The sequence below is a fragment of the Pseudomonas sp. NPDC089534 genome, from assembly GCF_044749305.1.
GTDB lineage: Bacteria > Pseudomonadota > Gammaproteobacteria > Pseudomonadales > Pseudomonadaceae > Aquipseudomonas > Aquipseudomonas ekonensis.
Window position 1 is genome coordinate 1 of record NZ_JBIVHR010000092.1, and the last position, 23862, is coordinate 23862.

The window sequence follows — 23862 nt, forward strand, 5'->3', positions numbered from 1 at the left end:
TCGATGAAGCCGCCGTTGACCAGGCCGACGCCGGGGATGCTCTTGGGATCGTCCACTTCGATCTGGCCGCGGCTGTTGACCTTGACCCCGATGTTCTCCAGGCCCAGCTGGTCGGTGTTGCCGGTGCGGCCGTTGCACCAGAGCAAGGCGTCGGCCTTGATCTTCTTGCCGGACTTCAGGTGCAGGATCACGCCGTTGTCCACGCCTTCGACCCGGTCGTAGTCTTCGTTGTGGCGCACGGTGATGTTGTTGTTGCTGAAGTGGTAGCTCAACGCCTGGGAGATTTCCGAGTCGAGGAAGCTCAGCAGTTGGCCGCGGTTGTCCACCAGCTCGACCAGCACGCCCAGGCCGCTGAAGATCGAGGCGTATTCGCAGCCGATCACGCCGGCGCCGTAGACGATCAGTTTGCGCGGGGTGTGGCCGAGGCTGAGGATGGTGTCGCTGTCGTAGATGCGCGGGTGGTGGAAATCGATGTCCGCCGGGCGGTACGGACGCGAGCCGGTGGCGATGATGATGTGCTTGGCCACCAGCTTCTCGACCACGCCGTTGGCGCAGACCACTTCGATGGTCTGCTCGTCGGCGAAGCTGCCGGTGCCGAAGAACACGTCGACGCGGTTGCGGGCGTAGTAGCCGGTGCGCGAGGCGACTTGCTTGGAGATGACCTTCTCGGCGCTTTTCAGCACGTCCGGGAAGGAGAACCAGCGCGGCTCGCCGATGGCCCGGAACATCGGGTTGGTGTTGAACTGCATGATCTGCCGCACGGAGTGACGCAAGGCCTTGGACGGGATGGTGCCCAGGTGGGTGCAGTTGCCGCCGACCTGACGGCGGCTGTCGACCATCGCCACCTTGCGCCCCGCCTTGGCGGCGTTCATTGCCGCGCCTTCTCCCGCCGGGCCGGAACCCAGCACCACCACGTCGTAGTTGTAGACAGCCATGCGTACTCCTCAGAACAGGCCGCGGCGCCAACGGCGCCGGCGGCTAAATCACGCCGATGGCGGCGCGAAGGAACAATTGGGGGCCAGTGAAAAAACCCGGACACAGTCTATAGAAGCGTCAACGCCGCGCACATTAACCCTTGGTCGCGTCGTAGGCTACTTCTGCCTGCACTACAACGCCAGTTTTCGCATTGTCCTCAGTCAGTTTTTCCGCTGCTGAGGCGTTCGAACGCCTGACTGGTGTGCGTGACGAAACCTGTATCGGCACGAATCACAAAGAATGCACCGACGCCGTGCTTTTGCGCATAGTCCCAACCCCTTTCGGGCCCGAGGATCAGCAGCAGCGTCGAAAGTCCGTCGGCCATCAGCGCCGAAGGATGAATCACTGTGACGGACGCTAGGCTGTGCAGGACAGGCCGGCCGGTTCGGGCATCGAACGTGTGGGAATAGCGCTGGCCGCCCTGCAGGAAATAGTTGCGGTAGTCGCCGGAGGTGGAAACGCCGTAACCGTCGACATTGATGATGCGCTCAGTCACCTGCCGGTCGTCACGGGGTTCTTCCAGGGCGATGCGCCACGCAGACCCGTCGGGCTTCTTGCCGCTGGCCTTGAGCTCGCCGGTGGCCTCGGCGAGGTAGTCGTGGATGCCCAGGGCTTCGAGCCTGGCGGCGATCGCATCGACCGCGTACCCGGCCGCGATGCTGTCGAAGTCGACTTCGACGGCGGCGTCCTTGCACAGGCGCTCACCCTCGATGCGCAAGTGTTGATGGCCGACTCGCTGCCGAACCTGCGCCAGCGCCGCCTCATCCGGCACCTTTTCCTCGCGGCCTTGCGGGCCGAAGCCCCATAGGTTCATCAGCGGCTCCACGGTCAGGTCGTAGGAACCTTCGCTCTGTTGCGACAGACGCTCGCCGACCCGGATCAATTCAAGCACCGGCGCCGGCATAACCTGACAGCTATCGGCGGGCGATCCGTTGAAGCGCGAGATGTCGGAATCGCTGCGGTAGGTGGACATCTGCCGGTCGACCTCGGCGAGAATGCCTTCGACTTCGCTGCGCACCTGCCCAGGGTCGGGAAGGCCTGCGTGGCGCACGTACTTGATCGACCAAGTGCTGCCCATGGTCGGGCCGCCGAAGCTTTCCAAGGGATCGCCGGCGCCACAGGCGGACAACATGCCCGCCAGGATCACAAGCCTTGCCCATCGTCCAGTAAACAATTCTTCATCTCCCCGCAAAACCGCGCCGGCCATTATGGATTAAAGACCCCGCGCGCTCCCACACGGACGGAACGCCTTCCTACGAATTACAACAGCGAGTACCTGGACATGGCCTCCTCCACAGGCAAGGGCAAGGCGATATTTCGCGTTGTCAGCGGCAACTTCCTCGAAATGTTCGATTTCATGGTCTACGGCTTCTATGCCACGGCCATCGCCAAGGCCTTCTTTCCGGCCGACAGCGCCTTCGCGTCCCTGATGCTGTCGCTGGCGACCTTCGGCGCCGGCTTCCTGATGCGCCCTCTCGGGGCGATCTTCCTCGGCGCCTACATCGACCGCCATGGCCGCCGCCAGGGCCTGATCATCACGCTGGCCCTGATGGCCGCCGGCACCGTGCTGATCGCCTGCGTGCCCGGCTACGCGACCCTCGGCGTCGCCGCGCCGCTGCTGGTGCTGCTCGGCCGCCTGCTGCAAGGCTTCTCGGCCGGGGTCGAACTGGGCGGGGTCTCGGTGTACCTGGCGGAAATCTCCACACCGGGGCGCAAAGGCTTCTTCGTCAGTTGGCAGTCCGCCAGCCAGCAAGCGGCCGTGGTCTTCGCCGGCCTGCTCGGCGTCGGGCTCAACCACTGGCTGAGCCCCGAACAGATGGGCGACTGGGGCTGGCGCGTGCCGTTCCTGGTCGGCTGCATGATCGTCCCGGCGATCTTCATCATCCGCCGCTCGCTGGAGGAAACCCCGGAGTTCCAGGCGCGCAAGCATCGCCCTACCCTGTCGGACATCGTCCGCTCCATCAGCCAGAACTTCGGCATCGTCATCGCCGGCATGGCGCTGGTGGTGATGACCACTGTCTCGTTCTACCTGATCACCGCCTACACCCCGACCTTCGGCAAGGCCGAACTGCATCTGTCGGACTTCGACGCCTTGCTGGTCACGGTGTGCATCGGCCTGTCGAACTTCTTCTGGCTGCCGGTGATGGGATCGGTGTCCGACCGGATCGGACGCAAACCGTTGTTGCTGGCGGCGACGATCCTGGCCATCGTCACGGCCTACCCGGCGCTGTCGTGGCTGGTGGCGAACCCGAGCTTCAGTCATCTGCTGATCGTCGAGCTGTGGCTGTCGTTCCTGTACGGCTCGTACAACGGCGCAATGGTGGTGGCGCTGACCGAGATCATGCCGGTGGAAGTCCGCACGACCGGCTTCTCGCTGGCCTACAGCCTGGCGACCGCAACGTTCGGCGGCTTCACCCCGGCGGCGTGCACCTATCTGATCCACGTGCTGGACAACAAGGCGGCGCCGGGCATCTGGCTCAGCGGCGCGGCGGTGCTGGGGCTGATCGCGACGCTGGTGCTGTTCCGCGGCAACAGGCACGAACAGCGCACGGCGCAGGCGGCCGTGAGCGGCGGCGCCTGACCGATCGCCATCGCCAGCAGGGCTGGCTCCCACAGGGAATGTGCATCGCCACAGTCCCCCTGCAGGAGCTATCCCTGCTGGCGATGAAGCCAGCCCCATTGCGACAGGCACACAAACAAAAACGCCCCGACCAAGGTCGGGGCGTTTTCATGTGCGGCTAAGGCTTAGCGCGGGAACGCTGGCGGGTTCACACCGGCCATGTCTTCCATCACGCGGATCACCTGGCAGCTGTAACCGAACTCGTTGTCGTACCAGACGTACAGAACGACGCGGTTGTCCTGGGTGATGGTCGCCTCGGCGTCCACCACGCCTGCGTGGCGCGAGCCCACGAAGTCGGTGGAAACCACTTCCTGCGAATTGACGAAGTCGATCTGCTTGTGCAGGTCCGAGTGCAGCGCCATGTAGCGCAGGTACTCGTTCATCTCTTCACGGGTGGCGGCCTTCTCAAGGTTCAGGTTGAGGATGGCCATCGACACGTTCGGCGTCGGAACGCGGATCGCGTTGCCGGTCAGCTTGCCGGCCAGCTCAGGCAGGGCCTTGGCGGCAGCGGTGGCGGCGCCGGTCTCGGTGATCACCATGTTCAGCGCGGCGCTGCGGCCACGGCGGTCGCCCTTGTGGAAGTTGTCGATCAGGTTCTGGTCGTTGGTGTACGAGTGAACGGTCTCGACGTGGCCGTTGACGATACCGAACTTGTCGTTCACAGCTTTCAGCACCGGCACGATGGCGTTGGTGGTGCAGGAAGCGGCGGAGACGATCTTGTCGTCAGCGGTGATTTCGTTGTGGTTGATGCCGTGAACGATGTTCTTCAGCTTGCCCTTGCCAGGCGCGGTCAGAACGACGCGATCGATGCCCGGGCACTGCAGGTGCTGACCCAGGCCGTCGGCGTCACGCCACACACCGGTGTTGTCCACCAGCAGCGCATCCTTGATCCCGTACTGGGTGTAGTCCACCTCGGTCGGGTTCTTGGCGTAGATCACCTGGATCAGGTTGCCGTTGGCGGTGATGGTGTTGTTTTCTTCGTCGATGGTGATGGTGCCGTTGAACGAACCGTGCACCGAGTCGCGGCGCAGCAGGCTGGCACGCTTGGTCAGGTCGTTCTCGGCGCCCTTGCGCACCACGATGGCACGCAGGCGCAGGCCGTCGCCGCCACCGGTCTTCTCGATCAGGATGCGCGCCAGCAGACGGCCGATGCGGCCGAAGCCGTACAGGACAACGTCGGTGCCCTTGCGGGCCGAGGCGTTCTGCTGACCGACCACTTCGGCCATTTCCTCACGCACGAACTGCTCGGCGGTACGGCCGTTGGCTTCGTTGCGGAACTTGAACGCCAGCTTGCCCAGATCTACCGAAGCCGCGCCGAGCTTGAGCTCGCTCATGGCCTTGAGCAGCGGGAATGTTTCGTGGACGGAGAGTTCGCTGTCGTCGGCAGCGCGATGGCGGGCAAAGCGGTGAGCCTTGAGAATCGCGATGACAGACTGGTTGATCAGGCTGCGGCCATAGATCGAGCTCACCACATTGTTGTTGCGGTAGAGCTGACCGATAAGCGGAATCATCGCTTCTGCGAGTGCTTCACGGTCGATCCATTCACCAAGACACTGGTCGGGCTTCTGAGTCACGGGAACCTTCCACATGTAGGGGCAGAAAAAAGGGGCTACATTATGCCGCCGAGTCCCTCGCGTAGCAATGCGCGCCTGTCGCGCAATCGGTAACAAATCGCCGACCAAAAAAATTGCACCCATCGCGAGCCCAGCAAAACCGGGGCCTCCAGCGCAGTCAATTTTTCGACGCCCCGGAGGGCATGTCTGTAACCCTCCGTAACACCCATGGTTTTCGGCACTACATTTCCATCAAAAAAGCGCCCGTTTTTGTCTTTACCACTACATTTTGCCCAAACAGCGCAGATAGACGCAGTCTGCAACTGACAGGCGGCACCCGACGCCGCTACAATTACCGACTTTGTCGCACCGCCTGGAGCTCAACCTTCCGTGCCTGTTCTGCGTCTACCGCCACTCCCTGCCGCGGCAGGTAAACAGCATTGGGGCAACCTGCCCGGTGCCGCCCTGAGCCTGGCGATCGCCGAGGCTGCCAGCGCAGCCAAGCGCTTTACATTGCTGCTGACCGCCGACAGCCAGAGCGCCGAGCGCCTGGAGCAGGAGCTGAGCTTCTTCGCCCCGGACCTGCCCGTGCTGCATTTCCCGGACTGGGAAACCCTGCCCTACGACCTGTTCTCGCCGCACCAGGACATCATTTCCCAGCGCATCGCCAGCCTTTACCGGCTGCCGGAACTGGAGCACGGCGTACTGGTGGTGCCGATCACCACTGCCCTGCACCGCCTGGCGCCGACCAAGTTCCTGCTCGGCAGCAGCCTGGTGCTGGACGTCGGCCAGAAGCTCGATGTCGAGCTCATGCGCACCCGGCTCGAAGCCAGCGGCTACCGCTATGTGGACACGGTCTACGAGCACGGCGAGTTCACCGTGCGCGGCGCCCTGATCGACCTGTTCCCGATGGGCAGCAAACTGCCTTACCGCATCGACCTGTTCGACGACGAAATCGAGACCCTGCGCACCTTCGACCCGGAGAACCAACGCTCCATCGACAAGGTCGATTCGGTCAAGCTGTTGCCGGCCAAGGAATTCCCGCTGCAGAAGGAAGCGGTCACCCGCTTCAAGGCGCGCTTTCGCGAGCGTTTCGATGTCGACTTCCGTCGCTGCCCGATCTTTCAGGACCTGAGCAGCGGCATCACCCCGGCCGGCATCGAGTACTACCTGCCGCTGTTCTTCGAAGAGACCTCCACCCTGTTCGACTACCTGCCCCAGGACACCCAGGTGTTCTCGTTGCCGGGCATCGAACAGGCGGCGGAGAACTTCTGGAACGACGTGCGCAACCGCTATGAAGAACGCCGCGTCGATCCGTCGCGTCCTCTGTTGCCGCCGGCCGAACTGTTCCTGCCGGTGGAAGACTGCTTCGCCAGGCTCAAGAGCTGGCCCCGCGTCACCGCCAGCCAGCAGGACACGGACACCGGCGTCGGCCGCGAGCGCTTCCCGGCGCAGGCGCTGCCGAACCTGGCCATCGAAGCCAAGGCCAGCCAGCCGCTGGCGGCCCTTTCCGCCTTCCTGGACGCGTTCCCCGGGCGCGTGCTGTTCACCGCCGAGTCCGCGGGCCGTCGCGAGGTGCTGCTGGAACTGCTCGAACGCCTGAAGCTGCGGCCGAAGACCGTCGACAACTGGCCGGACTTCGTCGCGGGCAAGGATCGCCTGGCGATCACCATCGCCCCGCTCGACGAAGGCCTGATGCTGGACAGCCCGTCGCTGGCGCTGGTCGCCGAAAGCCCGCTGTTCGGCCAACGGGTGATGCAGCGCCGTCGCCGCGAAAAACGCGCCGACGCCAACAACGACGCGGTGATCAAGAACCTCACGGAACTGCGCGAAGGCGCGCCGGTGGTGCACATCGACCACGGCGTCGGCCGCTACCTGGGCCTGTCGATCCTCGAAATCGACAACCAGGCCGCCGAGTTCCTCACCCTGGAATACGCCGAGGGCGCCAAGCTGTACGTGCCGGTGGCCAACCTGCACCTGATCGCCCGCTACACCGGCAGCGACGACGAACTCGCGCCGCTGCACCGCCTCGGCTCCGAAACCTGGCAGAAAGCCAAGCGCAAGGCCGCCGAACAGGTGCGCGACGTCGCCGCCGAACTGCTCGACATCTACGCCCGCCGCGCCGCCCGCGAAGGTTACGCCTTCGCCGACCCGAAGGCCGACTACGCCACGTTCAGCGCCGGCTTCCCGTTCGAGGAAACCCCGGACCAGCAGGCCACCATCGAAGCCGTGCGCGAGGACATGCTCGCGCCCAAGCCGATGGATCGCCTGGTCTGCGGCGATGTCGGCTTCGGCAAGACCGAAGTGGCGATGCGCGCCGCGTTCATCGCGGTGCACGGCGGCCGGCAGGTGGCGATCCTGGTGCCGACCACCCTGCTCGCCCAGCAGCACTACAACAGCTTCCGCGACCGCTTCGCCGACTGGCCGGTGACCGTGGAGGTGATGAGCCGCTTCAAGTCGGCCAAGGAAGTCAACGCCGCCGTGGCCGACCTGGCCGAAGGCAAGATCGACATCGTGATCGGCACCCACAAGCTGCTGCAGGACGACGTCAAGATCAAGAACCTGGGGCTGGTGATCATCGACGAAGAGCACCGCTTCGGCGTCCGTCAGAAGGAACAGCTCAAGGCCCTGCGCAGCGAAGTCGACATCCTGACCCTGACCGCCACGCCGATTCCGCGCACGCTGAACATGGCGGTGTCGGGCATGCGCGACCTGTCGATCATCGCCACGCCGCCGGCGCGGCGCCTGTCGGTGCGCACCTTCGTCATGGAGCAGAACAAGAGCACGGTCAAGGAAGCGCTGCTGCGTGAGCTGCTGCGCGGCGGCCAGGTCTATTACCTGCACAACGACGTCAAAACCATCGAGAAGTGCGCCGCCGACCTGGCCGAACTGGTGCCGGAGGCGCGGATCGGCATCGGCCACGGGCAGATGCGCGAGCGCGAACTCGAACAGGTGATGAGCGACTTCTACCACAAGCGCTTCAACGTGCTGATCGCCTCGACCATCATCGAGACCGGCATCGACGTGCCGAGCGCCAACACGATCATCATCGAGCGCGCCGACAAGTTCGGCCTGGCCCAGCTGCACCAGTTGCGCGGCCGGGTCGGGCGCAGCCACCACCAGGCCTACGCCTACCTGCTGACGCCGCCGCGCCAGCAGATCACCGCCGACGCGGAGAAGCGCCTGGAAGCGATCGCCAACACCCAGGACCTGGGCGCCGGCTTCGTGCTGGCCACCAACGACCTGGAAATCCGCGGCGCCGGCGAGCTGCTGGGCGACGGCCAGAGCGGCCAGATCCAGGCCGTGGGCTTCACCCTGTACATGGAAATGCTCGAACGCGCGGTGAAATCGATCCGCAAGGGCGAACAACCGAACCTGGAGCAGCCGCTCGGCGGCGGCCCGGAAGTGAACCTGCGGGTGCCTGCGCTGATTCCGGAAGACTATCTGCCGGACGTCCACGCCCGCCTGATCCTGTACAAGCGCATCGCGTCGGCCACCGACGAGGAAGGCCTGAAGGACCTGCAGGTGGAGATGATCGACCGCTTCGGCCTGCTGCCGGAGCCGACCAAGAACCTGATGCGCCTCACCGCGCTGAAACTGCAGGCCGAACAGCTGGGCATCAAGAAAGTCGATGGCGGCCCCCAAGGCGGACGCGTCGAGTTCGCGGCCCAGACGCCGGTCGATCCGCTGACCCTGATCAAACTGATCCAGGGCCAGCCCAAACGCTACAAATTCGAAGGCGCCACGATGTTCAAGTTCATGGTGCCGATGGAGCGCCCGGAAGAGCGCTTCAATACTGTGGAGGCGCTGTTCGAGCGCCTCATCCCGAAAACTGCTTGAAGGACGCCGCATGCGCCTGTTCCGCTCACTGACCTTGCTGATGACCCTGGTCGCCCCTACCGCATTTGCCGATGACCTGTATCAGGTCGAAATGATTCTGGTGCGCCAGAACGCCGTGCCGGCGATCGTCAGCCGCGCCGCGCCGGAAGACTGGGCCGCCGGCGCCCAGCGCCTGGGCGATGACAGCCGGCGCACCCCGGCGCTGGGCGACGTCGCCGCCAAGCTCACCGCCAGCGGCGAATACAGCGTGCTGATGCACAGGGCCTGGCAGCAGACCCTCGGCGAGGCGCCGGCGAAAGTGGCGGTCAGCGAAGGACAGGAGCAGTTCGGCCAGTTCCCCATCGAAGGGACGCTGGAGATGAAGCTCGGTCGCTTCACCGACGTGAACGCCGATTTCTGGGTCAACCAGATCGACGGCAACGGCATGGTCACCGCCAGCGAACGGCTGAAGCAGGACAGCCACACCAAGAACGGCCAGCTCAACTACCTCGACAACGGCCACCTGGCCCTGCTGATCAAGATCACTTCACTGACGGCGCCTGCGCCTCGCGAAGCGCCTGAAGTCGTTCCGGACTGATCGAAGTCCTTATGTCATCGCCCCTGAACAAACCGCTGGCACCGTCCTGGGTCAGCCGGTTCAAGGAACAGAGCCTGGAGCGCGGCCGCCGCTACGCGCTGGAGAACCGGGTACGGATCGTCCAGGCCGGCGACGCCACCATCACCGCCAGTTGCGAAGGCTCCGGCGGCAACGTCTACCGTCAGACCATTCACTTGCGCGAGTCGGCAAAGGGCACGCTGCTGATGGTCGACGCCACCTGCACGTGCCCGGTCCACAGCAACTGCAAACACTGCGCGGCGGTCTTGCTGCAGGTGCAGGAGACCCTGGAATACCCGGCGGCGGTCAAAGACGCCGAACTGCTGGAAAAGCTTCAGGCCGTCCTGGAGCACCGCAGCCCCAAGGCGCCGCCGCAAGTGCTGGTGGACAACGTCCAGCCCGTGCCGCGCCTGTGGCTGGCCAGCGTCGAGTTCAGCGCGTTCGAGCCGCGCAACGGCAAGATGCAGCGCTACATCCAGCACCGCGCGGCGCTGTCGTTCAGCTATCTGGACGAGTACGTCAGCGGGCAGAAGAACAGCGACATCCTGATCCGCCAGGAAGCGCAGACACTGCGGATCAAGCGCCACCCGGACATTGAGCAAACCTACCGCGAGCAACTGCGCATCCTCGGCTTTCGCATCGCCACCCGGCAGAGCAAGGCCCTGCCCGAAAGCGCGGGCGAGCTCTACGAGATGGTCAACGACAGCGCCTGGCTGACCTTCACCCTCAACGACCTGCCGAAACTGCGCACCCAGGGCTGGGAGCTGCAGATCGACGATGAATTCGGCTTCGACCTCACCGCCGTCGACGATTGGTACGCCACCGTCGAACAGACGCCCGAGCGCGACTGGTTCGACCTGGAGCTGGGGATCATCGTCAACGGCGAACGCCTGAGCCTGCTGCCGATCCTGCTCAACCTGATGCGCTCGCACACCGAGATCCTCAACCCGGAACGCCTCGCCCGCCGGCGCGACGATGAATTGATTCTGGTGAACATCCCGCAGCGCAACAGCGAGCACGGCCCCTTGCAGGTGGCCCTGCCCCTGGGCCGCCTCAAACCGGTGCTGGCGACGCTCGGCGAGTTCTACCTGCAGGAGCCGGGCGAAACCGCCCTGCGCCTGAGCAAGGCCGACGCCACCCGGCTCAATGCGCTGGAAGGCATTCCCCTGCTGTGGGAAGGCGGCGAACAGATCCGCAGTTTCGCCCAGCGCCTGCGCGACATCCGCGACTACTCCGCCAAGGCGCCCAAAGGCCTGAACGCGACGCTGCGTCCCTATCAGCTCGAAGGCCTGAGCTGGATGCAATCGCTGCGGCAACTGGAGGTCGGCGGGATCCTGGCGGACGACATGGGCCTGGGCAAGACCCTGCAGACACTGGCGCACATCCTCTCTGAAAAGAACGCCGGACGCCTGGACCGCCCCAGCATGGTGGTGATGCCCACCAGCCTGATCCCGAACTGGCTCGACGAGGCGGCGCACTTCACCCCGCAGCTCAAGGTGCTCGCGCTGTACGGCGCCGGCCGCAAAAAGCATTTCGGGCACCTGGAGGATTACGACCTGATCCTCACCACCTACGCGCTGCTGCCCAAGGACATCGACCACCTCGTCCGGCAGCCGCTGCATGTGCTGGTGCTGGACGAAGCGCAATACATCAAGAACCCCGGCAGCAAGGCCGCCCAGGCCGCCCGCGAATTGAACGCCCGCCAGCGCCTGTGCCTGAGCGGCACGCCGCTGGAAAACCACCTGGGCGAACTGTGGTCGCTGTTCCACTTCCTGCTGCCCGGCTGGCTCGGCGACGTCAAAAGCTTCAATGCCGACTACCGGGTGCCGATCGAAAAGCGCGCCAGCGAAGTCAGGCTTCAACACCTCAACGGCCGGATAAAGCCGTTCCTGCTGCGCCGCACCAAAGAGCAGGTGGCGACCGAACTGCCGCCCAAGACCGAGATCATCCACTGGGTCGAGCTCAACGAGGCCCAGCGCGACGTGTATGAAACCATGCGCCTGGCGATGGACAAGAAAGTCCGCGACGAGATCACCCGCAAGGGCGTGGCGCGCAGCCAGATCATCATCCTCGAAGCCCTGCTCAAGCTGCGTCAGGTCTGCTGCGACCTGCGCCTGGTCAGCGACGCCGCCCCGCCCGCCCGCGGCAGCACGTCGGGCAAGCTCGACAGCCTGATGGAGATGCTGGAGGAACTGCTCGACGAAGGCCGGCGGATCCTGCTGTTCTCGCAGTTCACATCGATGCTGTCACTGATTGAGGACGAGCTGAAGAAACGCAAGGTGGATTACGCGCTGCTGACCGGCCAGACCCGGGACCGGCGCACACCGGTGAAGGAATTCCAGAGCGGCAAGCGTCAGATCTTTCTGATCAGCCTGAAGGCCGGAGGCGTCGGGCTGAACCTGACCGAAGCCGACACGGTGATTCACTACGACCCTTGGTGGAACCCCGCAACGGAAAACCAGGCTACCGACCGTGCCTACCGGATCGGCCAGGAAAAACCGGTGTTCGTCTACAAGATGATTGCCCGGGGCACCGTCGAAGAGAAGATTCAGCACCTGCAGAAAGAAAAATCCGACCTGGCGGCCGGCGTGCTGGATGGGCGCAAGGCCGGGGACTGGAAACTGCAGAACGACGACATCGACGCATTGTTCGCGCCGTTGCCGGACAAGTTCGACAAGCGCTAGGGTCTTGAGTGCTTGCGGGCTACCCCTGCGGGGGCTTGCCTGCAAGCGATGACGCCGATACCGGTGGCGGCCGTTTCACCGCTATCGCCAGCAGGCAGGCTCCCACTGGGATATCGGTTGTCCGCAGGATCCATGGACATCCAAACCCAGCGTGAAAGCCCGCCCGCGAAAGGCGCTACACGGTGCCGGGCTCAGCCCTTGAGCACCCGCGCCAGCGTCGATTTCACCTTGCCCATGCCGTCGTGCAGCGCCTGCTCGATCTCGGCCATGGTGATGACCGCCGTGGTCTTGCCCGCCGCCGGGTTCACCACCAGCGACAGGCAGGCGTAATCCAGCTCCAGCTCACGGGCCAGCGCGGCTTCCGGCATGCCGGTCATGCCGACGATGTCGCAGCCGTCTCGCTCCAGGCGTACGATCTCCGCAACCGTCTCGAGGCGCGGGCCCTGCGTACAGGCATAGACGCCTTGGTCGCTGTATTCGCAGCCCTCGGCCGCCAGCGCGGCAATCAACTGCTGGCGCAGCGGTTCGCTGTAGGGAAAGCTGAAGTCGATGTGGGTGACATGCTCCAGGTCATCGGCGAAGAACGTGTGTTCCCGGCCGCTGGTGTAATCCACGATCTGGTGCGGCACGCAGAAATGCCCGGTGCCCATTGCAGGATGAATTCCGCCCACGGCGTTGACCGCGATGATCGCTTCGGCGCCGGCCTGCTTCAGCGCCCACAGGTTGGCGCGGTAGTTGACCTTGTGCGGCGGGAAACGGTGCGGGTGGCCGTGGCGGGCCAGGAACAGCACTTCCTTGCCGGCGTACTCACCGATCTGCACCTCGGCCGAGGGCGCGCCATAGGGCGTGTCCAGCGCCAGCGAGCGGCGGATGCTCAAGCCTTCCAGCTGGGTCAGCCCGGTGCCGCCGATAATCGCGTAAACCGTCATAGCGAAAAATCCTCAATCAATCAGTTGAGCGTCTTTGAGCGCGCCGAGGGCGGTGAGCCAGCGCGGATCCTGACGGTAGTCGGTGCTGGCGAACGCCTGCCCGCGCATCCTGGCGATGCGTGCGGACGGCTTGACCTTCAGGCGTTGCGCCGCACTCAGGGCAAGCTCGGCGGCGGCGCGGTCGTTGCAGACCAGGCCCATGTCGCAACCCGCGCTGAGCGCCGCCTCGATGCGGCTGGCGGCATCGCCCACCACATGGGCGCCGGCCATCGACAGGTCGTCGCTGAAGATCACCCCGTCGAACTGCAGCTCGCCGCGCAGGATGTCCTGCAGCCAACGGCGGGAGAACCCGGCCGGCTGCGCATCGACCTGCGGATAGATGACATGGGCCGGCATCACGGCGGCCAACTGTTGGCTCAGCCTCGCGAACGGCACCAGATCCTTGGCGCGGATTTCGTCGAGGCTGCGCTCATCGTTCGGAATCGCCACATGGGAGTCCGCCTCAGCCCAGCCATGACCGGGAAAGTGTTTGCCGGTGGCAGCCATCCCAGCGCTGTTCATGCCGCGGATGAAGGCGCCGGCCAGCAACGCGGCACGCTCGGGATCCCCTTCGAAGGAACGGGTTCCCACCACGGCGCTGCGCTGGTGATCCAGGTCCAGCACCGGCGCGAAGCTCAGGTCGAGCCCCACCGCCAGCACTTCGGTGGCCATGATCCAGCCGCACTGTTCGGCCAGGTACTCGGCGTTCGGGTTGTCGGCGATCGCCCGCATGGCCGGCAGCCGCACGAAGCCCTGACGCAGACGCTGCACGCGGCCGCCCTCCTGATCCACCGCCAGCAGCAGGTCGGGACGAACGGCACGGATCGCTGCGCTCAGTTCCCGTACCTGGCGCGGATGCTCGATGTTGCGGGCAAAAATGATCAGGCCGCCCACTTCGGGCTGACGCAACAGTTGGCGATCTTCGGCCGTCAGCCAGGTACCGGCGACGTCCACCATCAACGAGCCTTGCAGGCCAGCAGTCATAGAGATTCCTTGATAACGAAAAACCCGCTCCACGGACAATCGCCGCCAGGGGCATTGCCCGGCGGGTCGGCGATTTCAACGGGGAACGGGTTCAGAACGAGAGTCGGCATGGGCGGCTAGCTTAGCGGATGTCCGCCGCCGCGCCCACCCGTTTGGTCAGGCCTTGACGGCCACCGGAACCGTTTTGCTGCGGGGGCGCAGTTGCGCGGCGGCCATGGCGTCGTCGGTGACGCCGCTTTCGGCGCGCATGCCGGCGGCGAGGAACGGCACCATCAGGCGCATCACTTGCTCGATGGAGGTGTTGATGCCGAAATCGGTTTCGGCGATCGCACGCAACGCCTTGATCCCGGACATGCTGAACGCCGCGGCGCCGAGCATGAAGTGCACGCGCCAGAACAGCTCGATGGGGGGAATGCGCGGGGCGGCTTCGTTGACCAGCAGCATGTAGCGGCGGAACACCTTGCCGTACATGTCCTCAAGGTAACGGCGCAGGTGCCCCTGACTCTGACTGAAGGCCAGGCCCAGCAAGCGCATGAAGATCGACAGGTCGTTGCCGCTGCGCGGCTGCACCACGAGCGCCTGCTCGACGAGGATCTCCAGCAGTTCCTCAAGGGACGCCTTGTTGTCCGGCTTGGCCTGACGCCGTTCCAGCTCTTTGTCGAGACTGATGCAGAAAGGGCCGAGGAATCGGGAGAAGACCGCCTGGATCAGCGCCTTCTTGGAACCGAAGTGATAATTCACCGCCGCCAGGTTGACGCCGGCCTTGCTGGTGATCAAACGCAATGAGGTTTCGGCGAAACCTTTCTCCGCGAACAATTGCTCGGCAGCATCGAGAATGCGTTCAACGGTTTCCGACTGGGCCATGGCTACTCCGCCTGACAAACACTTGTTTGAAACATACGTTTCAGCCTGTGCCTTGTCAAGCCTGCCGGTTCGTTTTGGGAATGGCCGGTCAGATATTTAACCACACAAGGCCGGCGCTTTGGCGGGCGCCCTCGCCGACCGTCCGGCGGGCTGCCGAAAAACGGGCATTGCCAAGCCCCTCTCACTGTATATAATCCCAGTCACTGTATAAAAAGACAGAGCGATCAATATGCTTAAGCTGACGCCACGCCAAGCCGAGATTCTGGCCTTCATCAAACGTTGCCTCGAAGACAACGGCTACCCGCCGACCCGCGCGGAAATCGCTCAGGAACTGGGCTTCAAGTCCCCCAACGCCGCCGAGGAACACCTCAAGGCACTGGCCCGCAAGGGCGCGATCGAGATGACGCCCGGCGCCTCCCGCGGCATTCGCATTCCCGACTTCGAAGCGAAGGTGGACGATTCCACATTGCCGATCATCGGCCGGGTCGCTGCCGGCGCCCCCATCCTGGCACAGCAACATATCGAAGAGTCCTGCAACATCAACCCCGCCTTCTTCCACCCACGCGCCGACTACCTGCTGCGCGTGCACGGCATGAGCATGAAGGACATCGGCATTTTCGATGGCGACCTGCTGGCGGTCCACACCACCCGAGAGGCCCGCAACGGCCAGATCGTGGTGGCCCGGATCGGTGACGAAGTGACCGTCAAACGCTTCAAGCGTGACGGCAGCAAAGTCTGGCTGATTGCCGAAAACCCCGAGTTCGCCCCCATCGAAGTCAACCTGAATGACCAGGAACTGGTGATCGAAGGCTTGAGCGTCGGCGTGATCCGCCGCTAAAGGAGGTTTTATGCAGTTCCCTCACACCCCTCAGCAAACACAACTGCCATTGTTCGAAGCGTTTTTGGCGCAACCGATGGCTCCGATACTGAAAGACGTCGTCGAGCGCCCCTGGAATGCCGATCCTGAAGTCTTCAGCGAGCTGGCACTGCGGGGCGCTGCCGGGAACTGCCTGAACCTGCTGGCACCCATTCTTCGTGAACTGAGTGAAGATCAGGACGCGCGCTGGCTAACCCTGATATCGCCACCGGCGAGCCTGACCCAAACCTGGCTACGGGATGCCGGCCTTAACCGCGAACGGATTCTGCTGCTGCAACCACGGGGCACCCAAAGCGCCCAGCAACTGGCCTGCGAAGCATTGCGCTTGGGACGCAGCCATACAGTGGTCACCTGGCTCAACCCGCTCAGCCCAGGCTCACGGCAACAACTGATCGGCGCCGCCCGTGCCGGGGACGCTCAAAGCCTGAACATTCGTTTGGGTTGACTGAGAGAAGTAGCACACCACTTCAAGCACCGGGCCTCTACAGGGACAGAGAAGCCCGAGGGACGGGATCAATGCAGAACCCGTGGCCCTTCCTCTTTATCGAACTCGCCTTCAACCATGCGACCTGCCATCTGAACACCGACACTGAGCATCGCCTTGGCGATCTCCACGTGTTGGCCCTGAAGGAACGCCTTGGCATCCTCGGAGAAATCCAGAGTCACCAGGGAGCCTTCATCTTCGGCCCTGCGCAGTTCGATTCGGCCGTCTGGTAACTCGACAATCTCTAGAAAGGACGTTGGCATATGGGTCTGTTCTCCACGAAAGGCAGCGATTATATAGAGATCGTCAAGGCTTCGCTCGGGATCTTGACCAGCAGCATGTAGGGTGCCATCCGCGCCCCGCAGCCCATCAGCACTCGTTCAGGCCTTCGCGGAAGCGAAGCGCCAGTTCCTTGAGGTTCTGCCGCCAGCTCTCCAGCTCTTCCCGGCTCAGCTCCGCAGGCGCTTCTTCCTCATCCAGGTTGACCGCCTGAATCAACGGCTGTGTCACATCCCCCTTGGGCTTGTGCGGTACCCGGGGAGGCTGGAACATCGCCGAATGCGCAGCCAGCAGCTTCGCCAGCCAGGTTTCCGGATTACCCGCAAGCTCGATCATCTCGGCCAGTTCCGGAATCGCGATCGATTCCAGCACTTCACGGCTCAGCAACGCTTCGGCCCGTGGCGCACCTGCCTGCGGCAGCCGGTAGAAACCGGCGATCTCATGGCAGAGCCCCAGCAACGCACCGTACAGGTGAAACAGCGCCGACTCGCGCCCGGCCTGGATCAATGCCAACGAATTCATGGCCCGCCCTTCTTCGGCCCTGGCCAAGGCCTCCAGCGACAAACCGGCAAAATAGATTTTCTGGTTGGTACGGGTATAGAGCTCATGTGCCATGCCGGCAGTCCCCACATCGAAATGATTGCGTCACACAGGTCGGACAGTGTCATGGATCATCCGATCCGTCCGCAAGCACTAAACAGAAAGGCCGGATGAAACCTTGGGTTCCATCCGGCCTTTGCGTTCAGATCGCCGACAATGCCGGGCTGTTGCCCGATCAGGCCTTGGCTTTCGCCGGGCGCTTGTCTTCGACCGTCCACTTGCCGCCGTCGTAGTACGCCTTCCAACCGGTCGGCTTGCTGTCCACTTCGGACTGCACGTACTGCTCCTTGGTCTTGCGGCTGTAACGGATCACCGTCGGCAGACCGTCAGGGTCTTTCTGCGGCGCTTCGCACAGGAAGTGGTACTTCGGATCGATCTCGTCCTTGTGCGGCAGGATCTCGAGCACCAGCGGCGCACGCGTCTCGCGGTTCTTCGGGAACTGGCTGGCGGCCAGGAACAGTCCGGAAGCGCCGTCACGCAGGATATAGGTGTCATCGACCTTCTCGCACTTGAGCTCAGGCATCTTCACCGGATCCATCTTCGGCGGCGCCGCATCACCGCTCTTGAGCAGCTTGCGGGTGTTCTTGCAGGTCGCATTGGTGCAACCGAAGAACTTGCCGAAACGGCCGGTCTTGAGCTGCATCTCGCTGCCGCACTTGTCGCACTCCAGGCTCGGGCCTTCATAGCCCTTGATGCGGTAGCTGCCCTCTTCGATTTCGTAGCCGGCGCAATCCGGGTTGTTGCCGCAGATGTGCAGCTTGCGCTTCTCGTCGAGCAGGTAGGCGTCCATCGCCGTGCTGCAGATCGGGCAGCGGTGCTTGCCGCGCAGCACCAGGGATTCCGATTCGCCCTCGTCGTCCGCTGCGATTTCGTCGCCCGGCACCAGGTTGACGGTGGCCTTGCAGCGCTCCTTCGGCGGCAGGCTGTAGCCCGAGCAGCCGAGGAACACGCCAGTGGACGCGGTGCGGATCTGCATCGGACGGCCGCAGGTCTGGCACGGGATGTCGGTCATCACCGGCTGGTTGGCGCGCATGCCGCTGTCCGGGTTCTCTGCCACCTCAAGCTTCTTCTTGAAGTCGCCGTAGAACTCGTCCAGCACGTTCTTCCAGTCGCGCTCACCTTCGGCCACGTCGTCGAGGTTCTCTTCCATGCCGGCGGTGAAACCGTAGTCCATGAGGTTCGAGAAGCTTTCCGACAGACGTTCGGTGACGATGTCGCCCATCTTTTCCGAATAGAAGCGACGGTTGTGCAGGGTCACATAACCGCGGTCCTGAATGGTCGAAATGATCGCCGCGTAGGTCGATGGACGGCCGATGCCGCGTTTTTCCATTTCCTTGACCAGGCTGGCTTCCGAATAGCGGGCCGGCGGCTTGGTGAAGTGCTGGGACGGATCGAGCTTGATCAGCTTCATCGCGTCGCCCTGGGCCATGTCCGGCAGTACGTCGTCATCGCCGGGCTTGGCGATCTGCGGCAGGACCCGGGTGTAGCCGTCGAACTTCAGGATGCGGCCCTTGGCGCGCAACTCGAAGTCGCCGGCCGCCACGCTGACGGTGGTCGACAGGTACTGCGCCGGCAGCATCTGGCAGGCCAGGAACTGGCGCCAGATCAGCTCGTAGAGGCGTTCGGCGTCGCGCTCCATGCCCGACAGCTTGCTCGGAACGGTGTTGGCGTCGGACGGACGGATCGCTTCGTGAGCCTCCTGGGCGCCTTCCTTGCTGCTGTAGACGTTCGGCGACTCCGGCAGGTACTTCTTGCCGAACTCGCTTTCGATGTAGGTACGCGCCATCGCCACGGCATCGGCCGAGAGGTTGGTGGAGTCGGTACGCATATAGGTGATGTAGCCGGCTTCATACAGACGCTGGGCCATCATCATGGTTTTCTTCACGCCGAAGCCCAGGCGGTTGCTCGCGGCCTGCTGCAGGGTGGAGGTGATGAACGGCGCCGAAGGCTTGCTGCTGGTCGGCTTGTCTTCGCGCTTGACGATGCTGTAGCTGGAAGCCTTGAGCTTCTCCAGCGCGGCCAGGGTCTGGGCCTCGTTCAGCGGCTTGAAGGCCTCGCCTTTTTCGCGGGCCACTTCGAAGCGCACGGTCGAGCCCTTGGCGGTGCCGAGGTCAGCGTGCACTTCCCAGTATTCTTCCGGGTTGAAGGCGCGGATCTCACGCTCACGCTCGACCACCAGCTTCACGGCCACCGACTGCACGCGGCCGGCAGACAGGCCGCGGGCGATCTTCGCCCACAGCAGCGGAGAAACCATGTAGCCGACGACACGGTCGAGGAAGCGACGGGCCTGCTGGGCATTGACGCGGTCGATATCGAGCTCGCCCGGCTCCGAGAAGGCTTCCTGGATCGCTTTCTTGGTGATTTCGTTGAACACCACGCGCTTGTAGCGGCTGTCGTCACCACCAATGGCTTCGCGCAGGTGCCAGGCGATGGCTTCCCCTTCGCGGTCCAAGTCCGTCGCCAGATAGATGGTGTCGGCATCCTTGGCGAGCCGGCGCAGCTCCTCGATGACCTTTTCCTTGCCTGGAAGGATTTCGTACTTGGCTTTCCAGCCGTGGTCGGGATCCACGCCCATGCGCGAAACCAGCTGCTTGCGCGCCTTTTCCTTCGGCGACAGCGCTGGCGCCTCGCCGGCGGCGGCCTTTCCGCGCTTGGCGGCAGGCTCCTTGCTGGCGCTAGCCGAACCGCTGGTGGGCAGGTCTCGGATATGGCCGATACTCGACTTCACCACGTATTGGTTGCCCAGATACTTGTTGATGGTCTTGGCCTTAGCCGGGGATTCCACAATGACCAGCGATTTGCCCATGGATCAGAAAATTCCTGAATTCTAGAAGTGAAAGGCGGTGGCGCCTGACGCGGCACCGCTATATATAGTGGCTACAAGGTGAGGTCAAGCGCAGGGTTCTGCGCGCACTCGCCTCACGACCCGGTAAAAATGCTCGGTTCGGCCTGCACCAAAGCAAAGCGTGGCACCTGCTCGCCGTCAACCTCGACGGACTCCAGAAACATGCTCAAGGGACGTACCCAGAAGCCGTAATCGCCATACAGCGCTTGGTAAAAGACCACTTCCTCTTCGGTCTCGGAATGCCGCGCGACACTGAATACGCGGTACTGCGGACCTTTGTAATGCTGGTAGAGCCCAGGTTGTATCGGCATGCTTCGGCCCTCACTCAAATCTTTTCAAAATAAAAACAAAAAAAATCCGCAAAAACAAAAACCGGGGCACTTGGCCCCGGCTTCCGTCGACGAGACGCTTAAACGCGTTCGAAGACGGTGGAGATGCCTTGGCCGAGACCAATGCACATGGTGGCCACCCCGAAGGTGCCGCCATTCTGCTTCATCACGTTCAGCAAAGTGCCGGAAATCCGAGCACCGGAGCAACCGAACGGGTGACCCAGGGCGATCGCGCCGCCGTGCAGGTTAACCTTCTCGTTCATCTTGTCGAGCACTTTCAGGTCCTTGAGCACTGGCAGGGCCTGTGCCGCGAACGCTTCGTTGAGCTCGAAGAAGTCGATGTCGTTGATGCCCAGGCCCGCACGCTTCAGGGCTTTCTGCGTCGCCGGCACCGGGCCGTAGCCCATGATCGCCGGATCCACGCCCGCCACCGCCATCGAACGGATCACGGCCATCGGCTGGATGCCCAGATCCTGGGCACGCTGCGCCGACATCACGATCATGCACGAGGCACCGTCGGTGATCTGCGACGAAGTGCCCGCCGTCACGGTGCCGCCCTTCGGGTTGAAGGCCGGCTTCAGGGTCGCCAGGCTTTCCAGGGTGGTTTCCGGACGAATGGTTTCGTCGTAGTCGAAGGTCTTCAGGAAGCCGTTCTCGTCGTAGCCCTGCATCGGGATGATCTCATCCTTGAACTTGCCCTCGACAGTCGCCTTGTGGGCGAGCTGGTGGGAGCGCAGGCCGAAGGCGTCCTGCTGTTCACGGGTGATGCCGTGCATCTTGCCGAGCATTTCGGCGGTCAGGCCCATCATGCCCGAAGCCTTGGCCGCGTACAGCGACATGTGCGGGTTCGGGTCGACACCGTGCATCATGCTCACGTGGCCCATATGCTCGACGCCGCCAACCACGAACACGTCACCGTTGCCGGTCATGATCGCTTGCGCTGCGGTGTGCAGGGCGCTCATCGACGAGCCGCACAGGCGGCTGACGGTCTGGCCGGCCGAGGTGTGCGGGATCTGGGTCATCAGCGACGCCATGCGCGCGATGTTCCAGCCCTGCTCCAGGGTCTGGTTCACGCAGCCCCAGATCACGTCCTCGACTTCCGCCGGGTCGACCTTGGTGTTGCGTTCCAGCAGTTTGCTGATCAGGTGCGCCGACATGTCTTCGGCGCGGGTGTTGCGGTGCATGCCGCCCTTGGAGCGGCCCATCGGAGTACGACCGAAGTCGACAATCACGACGTCTCTAGGATTCAAGCTCATACGTTCACTCTCACTCTAGTTTGGGGGCGCTTAACCGAAGAAGCTCTGGCCGTTCTTGGCCATTTCGCGCAGCTTCGCGGTCGGGTGGTACAGCGCGCCCAAGTCGGCGTACTGGTCGGCCAGGGCAACGAACTCGGCAACACCGATCGAATCGATGTAGCGCAGCGCACCGCCACGGAACGGAGGGAAACCGATGCCGTAGACCAGGCCCATGTCGGCTTCGGCGGCGGTTTCGACGATGCCGTCTTCCAGGCAGCGCACGGTTTCCAGGCACAGCGGGATCATCATCCAGTTGATGATGTCTTCGTCGGTGACTTCACGCTGCTCGTAGACGATCGGCTTGAGCACTTCCAGCACCGACGGGTCGGCGACCTTCTTCTGCTTGCCTTTCTTGTCGGCCTCGTAGGCGTAGAAGCCCTTGCCGTTCTTCTGGCCCAGGCGCTTGGCTTCGTAAAGCACGTCCACGGCCGAACGACGGTCGTCCTTCATGCGATCAGGGAAGCCTTCAGCCATCACGTCGCGGCCGTGGTGGCCGGTGTCGATGCCGACCACGTCCATCAGGTAGGCCGGCCCCATCGGCCAGCCGAACTTCTCCATGACCTTGTCGATGCGCACGAAGTCCACGCCGGCGCTGACCAACTTGGCGAAACCGCCGAAGTACGGGAACAGGACGCGGTTGACCAGGAAGCCCGGGCAGTCGTTGACGACGATCGGGTTCTTGCCCATTTTCTTGGCGTAGGCAACGGTGGTGGCGACGGCCAGCTCGCTGGACTTCTCGCCACGGATCACTTCCACCAGCGGCATCATGTGCACCGGGTTGAAGAAGTGCATGCCGACGAAGTTTTCCGGACGCTTGAGGGCCTTGGCCAGCAGGCTGATGGAAATGGTCGAGGTGTTGGACGCCAGGATGGTGTCTTCCTTGACCTGGTCTTCCACTTCGGCCAGCACGGCTTGCTTGACCTTCGGGTTCTCGACGACCGCTTCGACCACCAGGTCGACGTGGCCGAAATCGCCGTAGGACAGCGTAGGACGGATGCCGTTGAGCACTTCAGCCATCTTCGCGGCGGTCATGCGGCCCTTGTCGACGCGACCGACCAGCAGCTTGGCCGCTTCGGCCAGGCCTTGCTCGATGCCGTGCTCGTTGATGTCCTTCATCAGGATCGGCGTGCCTTTGGAGGCCGACTGATAGGCGATGCCACCACCCATGATGCCGGCGCCCAATACGGCGGCCTGCTTCACGTCCTGGGCGATCTCATCGTAGGCCTTGGCCTTTTTCTTCAGCTCCTGATCGTTCAGGAACAGGCCGATCAGGCTCTGCGCGGCCGAGGTCTTGGCCAGCTTGACGAAGCCGGCGGCCTCGACTTCCAGGGCCTTGTCGCGACCGAAGTTCGCGGCTTTCTGGATGGTCTTGATCGCTTCGACCGGGGCCGGGTAGTTCGGACCGGCCTGGCCGGCCACGAAACCCTTGGCGGTTTCGAAAGCCATCATCTGCTCGATGGCGTTGAGCTTGAGCTTGTCCAGCTTCGGCTGACGCTTGGCCTTGAAGTCGAACTCGCCGGAAATGGCGCGCTTGATCAGTTGCACAGCGGCGTCGTGCAGCTTCTCGGGAGCGACCACCGCGTCGACCGCGCCGACCTTCAGCGCGTCTTCAGGACGGTTTTCCTTGCCGGCGGCGATCCACTCGATGGCGTTGTCGGCACCGATCAGGCGCGGCAGGCGCACGGTGCCGCCGAAGCCCGGGTAGATGCCCAGCTTGACTTCCGGCAGACCGATCTTGGCCTTGGTGGACATGACGCGGTAGTCGGCCGCCAGGCACATTTCCAGACCGCCGCCCAGGGCGATGCCGTTGATCGCGGCCACGGTCGGCACGTTGAGGTCTTCGAAATCGCTGAAGATCTTGTTGGCTTCGAGATTGCCAGCAACCAGCTCGGCATCCGGCAGCTTGAAGTTGTCGACAAATTCGGTGATGTCGGCGCCGACGATGAAGACGTCCTTGCCACTGCTGACGATCACGCCCTTGATCGAAGCATCTGCCTTGATGGTGTCCACGGCCTGACGCAGTTCGTTCAGGGTGAGTCCGTCAACAAGTTCAACCGTCTTACCCTGAAC

At 63.5% G+C, this 23862-nt stretch carries 18 protein-coding genes; 6 read left to right on the plus strand and 12 right to left on the minus strand.

The window, feature by feature from the left end; translation table 11 throughout:
• A partial coding sequence (locus tag ACIP0B_RS22880) for an FAD-dependent oxidoreductase (protein WP_400836258.1) occupies positions 1-935 on the minus strand: 935 nt, incomplete at its 3' end.
• Between the two features lie 197 nt (positions 936-1132).
• A complete protein-coding gene (locus ACIP0B_RS22885) occupies positions 1133-2182 on the minus strand; it encodes an FAD:protein FMN transferase (RefSeq protein ID WP_400836260.1) in 1050 nt (349 codons plus the stop codon).
• A gap of 75 nt (positions 2183-2257) precedes the next feature.
• Between ACIP0B_RS22885 and ACIP0B_RS22890 the strand changes: the two genes are divergently transcribed.
• Positions 2258-3556 (plus strand): MFS transporter, encoded by a 1299-nt coding sequence (locus ACIP0B_RS22890; RefSeq protein WP_400836262.1) that lies wholly within the window; start codon positions 2258-2260, stop codon positions 3554-3556.
• 164 nt (positions 3557-3720) lie between these two features.
• Here the strand turns inward: ACIP0B_RS22890 and ACIP0B_RS22895 are convergent, their stop codons facing one another.
• Positions 3721-5184, minus strand: a complete 1464-nt coding sequence (locus ACIP0B_RS22895; RefSeq protein ID WP_400836264.1) for a glyceraldehyde-3-phosphate dehydrogenase — start codon at positions 5182-5184, stop codon at positions 3721-3723.
• Positions 5185-5538: 354 nt separating this feature from the next.
• On the opposite strand from ACIP0B_RS22895, the gene mfd reads away from it, so the two are divergent.
• From mfd to ACIP0B_RS22910, 3 genes are read left to right on the plus strand one after another with little or no spacing between them, the layout of a single operon-like run.
• Positions 5539-8988 (plus strand): transcription-repair coupling factor, encoded by a 3450-nt coding sequence (gene mfd / locus ACIP0B_RS22900; RefSeq protein WP_400836266.1) that lies wholly within the window; start codon positions 5539-5541, stop codon positions 8986-8988.
• A 10-nt stretch (positions 8989-8998) separates the two neighbouring features.
• Positions 8999-9565 (plus strand): CsiV family protein, encoded by a 567-nt coding sequence (locus ACIP0B_RS22905; protein WP_400836268.1) that lies wholly within the window; start codon positions 8999-9001, stop codon positions 9563-9565.
• Between the two features lie 11 nt (positions 9566-9576).
• On the plus strand, positions 9577-12267 hold the full coding sequence (locus ACIP0B_RS22910) for an SNF2-related protein (protein ID WP_400836270.1): 2691 nt from the start codon (positions 9577-9579) through the stop codon (positions 12265-12267).
• A 191-nt stretch (positions 12268-12458) separates the two neighbouring features.
• Here the strand turns inward: ACIP0B_RS22910 and ACIP0B_RS22915 are convergent, their stop codons facing one another.
• The 3 genes from ACIP0B_RS22915 to ACIP0B_RS22925 all read right to left on the minus strand — a co-directional run bounded on the left by ACIP0B_RS22915 (position 12459) and on the right by ACIP0B_RS22925 (position 15083).
• Positions 12459-13196 carry an S-methyl-5'-thioinosine phosphorylase gene (locus ACIP0B_RS22915; RefSeq protein ID WP_085584551.1) on the minus strand — a complete coding sequence of 246 codons (738 nt, stop codon included), beginning with the start codon at positions 13194-13196 and terminating at the stop codon, positions 12459-12461.
• Between the two features lie 12 nt (positions 13197-13208).
• Positions 13209-14207, minus strand: a complete 999-nt coding sequence (gene nagZ, locus ACIP0B_RS22920) for a beta-N-acetylhexosaminidase (RefSeq protein WP_400836283.1) — start codon at positions 14205-14207, stop codon at positions 13209-13211.
• A 168-nt stretch (positions 14208-14375) separates the two neighbouring features.
• The gene (locus ACIP0B_RS22925) at positions 14376-15083 is read right to left on the minus strand and encodes a TetR family transcriptional regulator (protein WP_400836272.1); all 708 of its coding nucleotides are present in this window, start codon (positions 15081-15083) and stop codon (positions 14376-14378) included.
• Positions 15084-15312: 229 nt separating this feature from the next.
• On the opposite strand from ACIP0B_RS22925, the gene lexA reads away from it, so the two are divergent.
• A complete protein-coding gene (gene lexA, locus ACIP0B_RS22930) occupies positions 15313-15921 on the plus strand; it encodes a transcriptional repressor LexA (protein ID WP_400836274.1) in 609 nt (202 codons plus the stop codon).
• A gap of 10 nt (positions 15922-15931) precedes the next feature.
• Positions 15932-16405, plus strand: coding sequence for an SOS-induced cell division inhibitor SulA (gene sulA / locus ACIP0B_RS22935; RefSeq protein WP_400836276.1), 474 nt, complete (start codon positions 15932-15934; stop codon positions 16403-16405).
• Between the two features lie 68 nt (positions 16406-16473).
• On the opposite strand, the gene ACIP0B_RS22940 is transcribed toward sulA, so the two are convergent.
• From ACIP0B_RS22940 to fadB, 6 genes are all read right to left on the minus strand, one after another.
• Positions 16474-16707 carry a hypothetical protein gene (locus ACIP0B_RS22940; protein ID WP_003226592.1) on the minus strand — a complete coding sequence of 78 codons (234 nt, stop codon included), beginning with the start codon at positions 16705-16707 and terminating at the stop codon, positions 16474-16476.
• Between the two features lie 106 nt (positions 16708-16813).
• On the minus strand, positions 16814-17338 hold the full coding sequence (locus ACIP0B_RS22945; RefSeq protein ID WP_400836284.1) for a DUF6586 family protein: 525 nt from the start codon (positions 17336-17338) through the stop codon (positions 16814-16816).
• Positions 17339-17498: 160 nt separating this feature from the next.
• Positions 17499-20129 (minus strand): type I DNA topoisomerase, encoded by a 2631-nt coding sequence (topA, locus tag ACIP0B_RS22950; protein ID WP_400836278.1) that lies wholly within the window; start codon positions 20127-20129, stop codon positions 17499-17501.
• Positions 20130-20242: 113 nt separating this feature from the next.
• Positions 20243-20479, minus strand: coding sequence for a DUF1653 domain-containing protein (locus tag ACIP0B_RS22955; protein ID WP_400836280.1), 237 nt, complete (start codon positions 20477-20479; stop codon positions 20243-20245).
• 98 nt (positions 20480-20577) lie between these two features.
• Positions 20578-21753: an acetyl-CoA C-acyltransferase FadA gene (gene fadA / locus ACIP0B_RS22960; RefSeq protein WP_085584567.1), complete on the minus strand. Its 1176-nt coding sequence runs from the start codon at positions 21751-21753 to the stop codon at positions 20578-20580.
• 30 nt (positions 21754-21783) lie between these two features.
• Positions 21784-23862 (minus strand): fatty acid oxidation complex subunit alpha FadB (gene fadB / locus ACIP0B_RS22965; protein ID WP_400836282.1); only part of this gene is annotated, 2079 nt, incomplete at its 5' end.

What these genes read in the sequence shown, in the direction of transcription:
- ACIP0B_RS22885 (WP_400836260.1), bottom strand. Translation starts at nt 2,182, where the DNA reads ATGGCCGGCGCGGTTTTGCGGGGAGATGAAGAATTGTTTACTGGACGA.
- ACIP0B_RS22890 (WP_400836262.1), top strand. Translation starts at nt 2,258, where the DNA reads ATGGCCTCCTCCACAGGCAAGGGCAAGGCGATATTTCGCGTTGTCAGC.
- ACIP0B_RS22895 (WP_400836264.1), bottom strand. Translation starts at nt 5,184, where the DNA reads ATGTGGAAGGTTCCCGTGACTCAGAAGCCCGACCAGTGTCTTGGTGAA.
- ACIP0B_RS22905 (WP_400836268.1), top strand. Translation starts at nt 8,999, where the DNA reads ATGCGCCTGTTCCGCTCACTGACCTTGCTGATGACCCTGGTCGCCCCT.
- ACIP0B_RS22910 (WP_400836270.1), top strand. Translation starts at nt 9,577, where the DNA reads ATGTCATCGCCCCTGAACAAACCGCTGGCACCGTCCTGGGTCAGCCGG.
- ACIP0B_RS22915 (WP_085584551.1), bottom strand. Translation starts at nt 13,196, where the DNA reads ATGACGGTTTACGCGATTATCGGCGGCACCGGGCTGACCCAGCTGGAA.
- ACIP0B_RS22925 (WP_400836272.1), bottom strand. Translation starts at nt 15,083, where the DNA reads ATGGCCCAGTCGGAAACCGTTGAACGCATTCTCGATGCTGCCGAGCAA.
- lexA (WP_400836274.1), top strand. Translation starts at nt 15,313, where the DNA reads ATGCTTAAGCTGACGCCACGCCAAGCCGAGATTCTGGCCTTCATCAAA.
- sulA (WP_400836276.1), top strand. Translation starts at nt 15,932, where the DNA reads ATGCAGTTCCCTCACACCCCTCAGCAAACACAACTGCCATTGTTCGAA.
- ACIP0B_RS22940 (WP_003226592.1), bottom strand. Translation starts at nt 16,707, where the DNA reads ATGCCAACGTCCTTTCTAGAGATTGTCGAGTTACCAGACGGCCGAATC.
- ACIP0B_RS22945 (WP_400836284.1), bottom strand. Translation starts at nt 17,338, where the DNA reads ATGGCACATGAGCTCTATACCCGTACCAACCAGAAAATCTATTTTGCC.
- topA (WP_400836278.1), bottom strand. Translation starts at nt 20,129, where the DNA reads ATGGGCAAATCGCTGGTCATTGTGGAATCCCCGGCTAAGGCCAAGACC.
- ACIP0B_RS22955 (WP_400836280.1), bottom strand. Translation starts at nt 20,479, where the DNA reads ATGCCGATACAACCTGGGCTCTACCAGCATTACAAAGGTCCGCAGTAC.
- fadA (WP_085584567.1), bottom strand. Translation starts at nt 21,753, where the DNA reads ATGAGCTTGAATCCTAGAGACGTCGTGATTGTCGACTTCGGTCGTACT.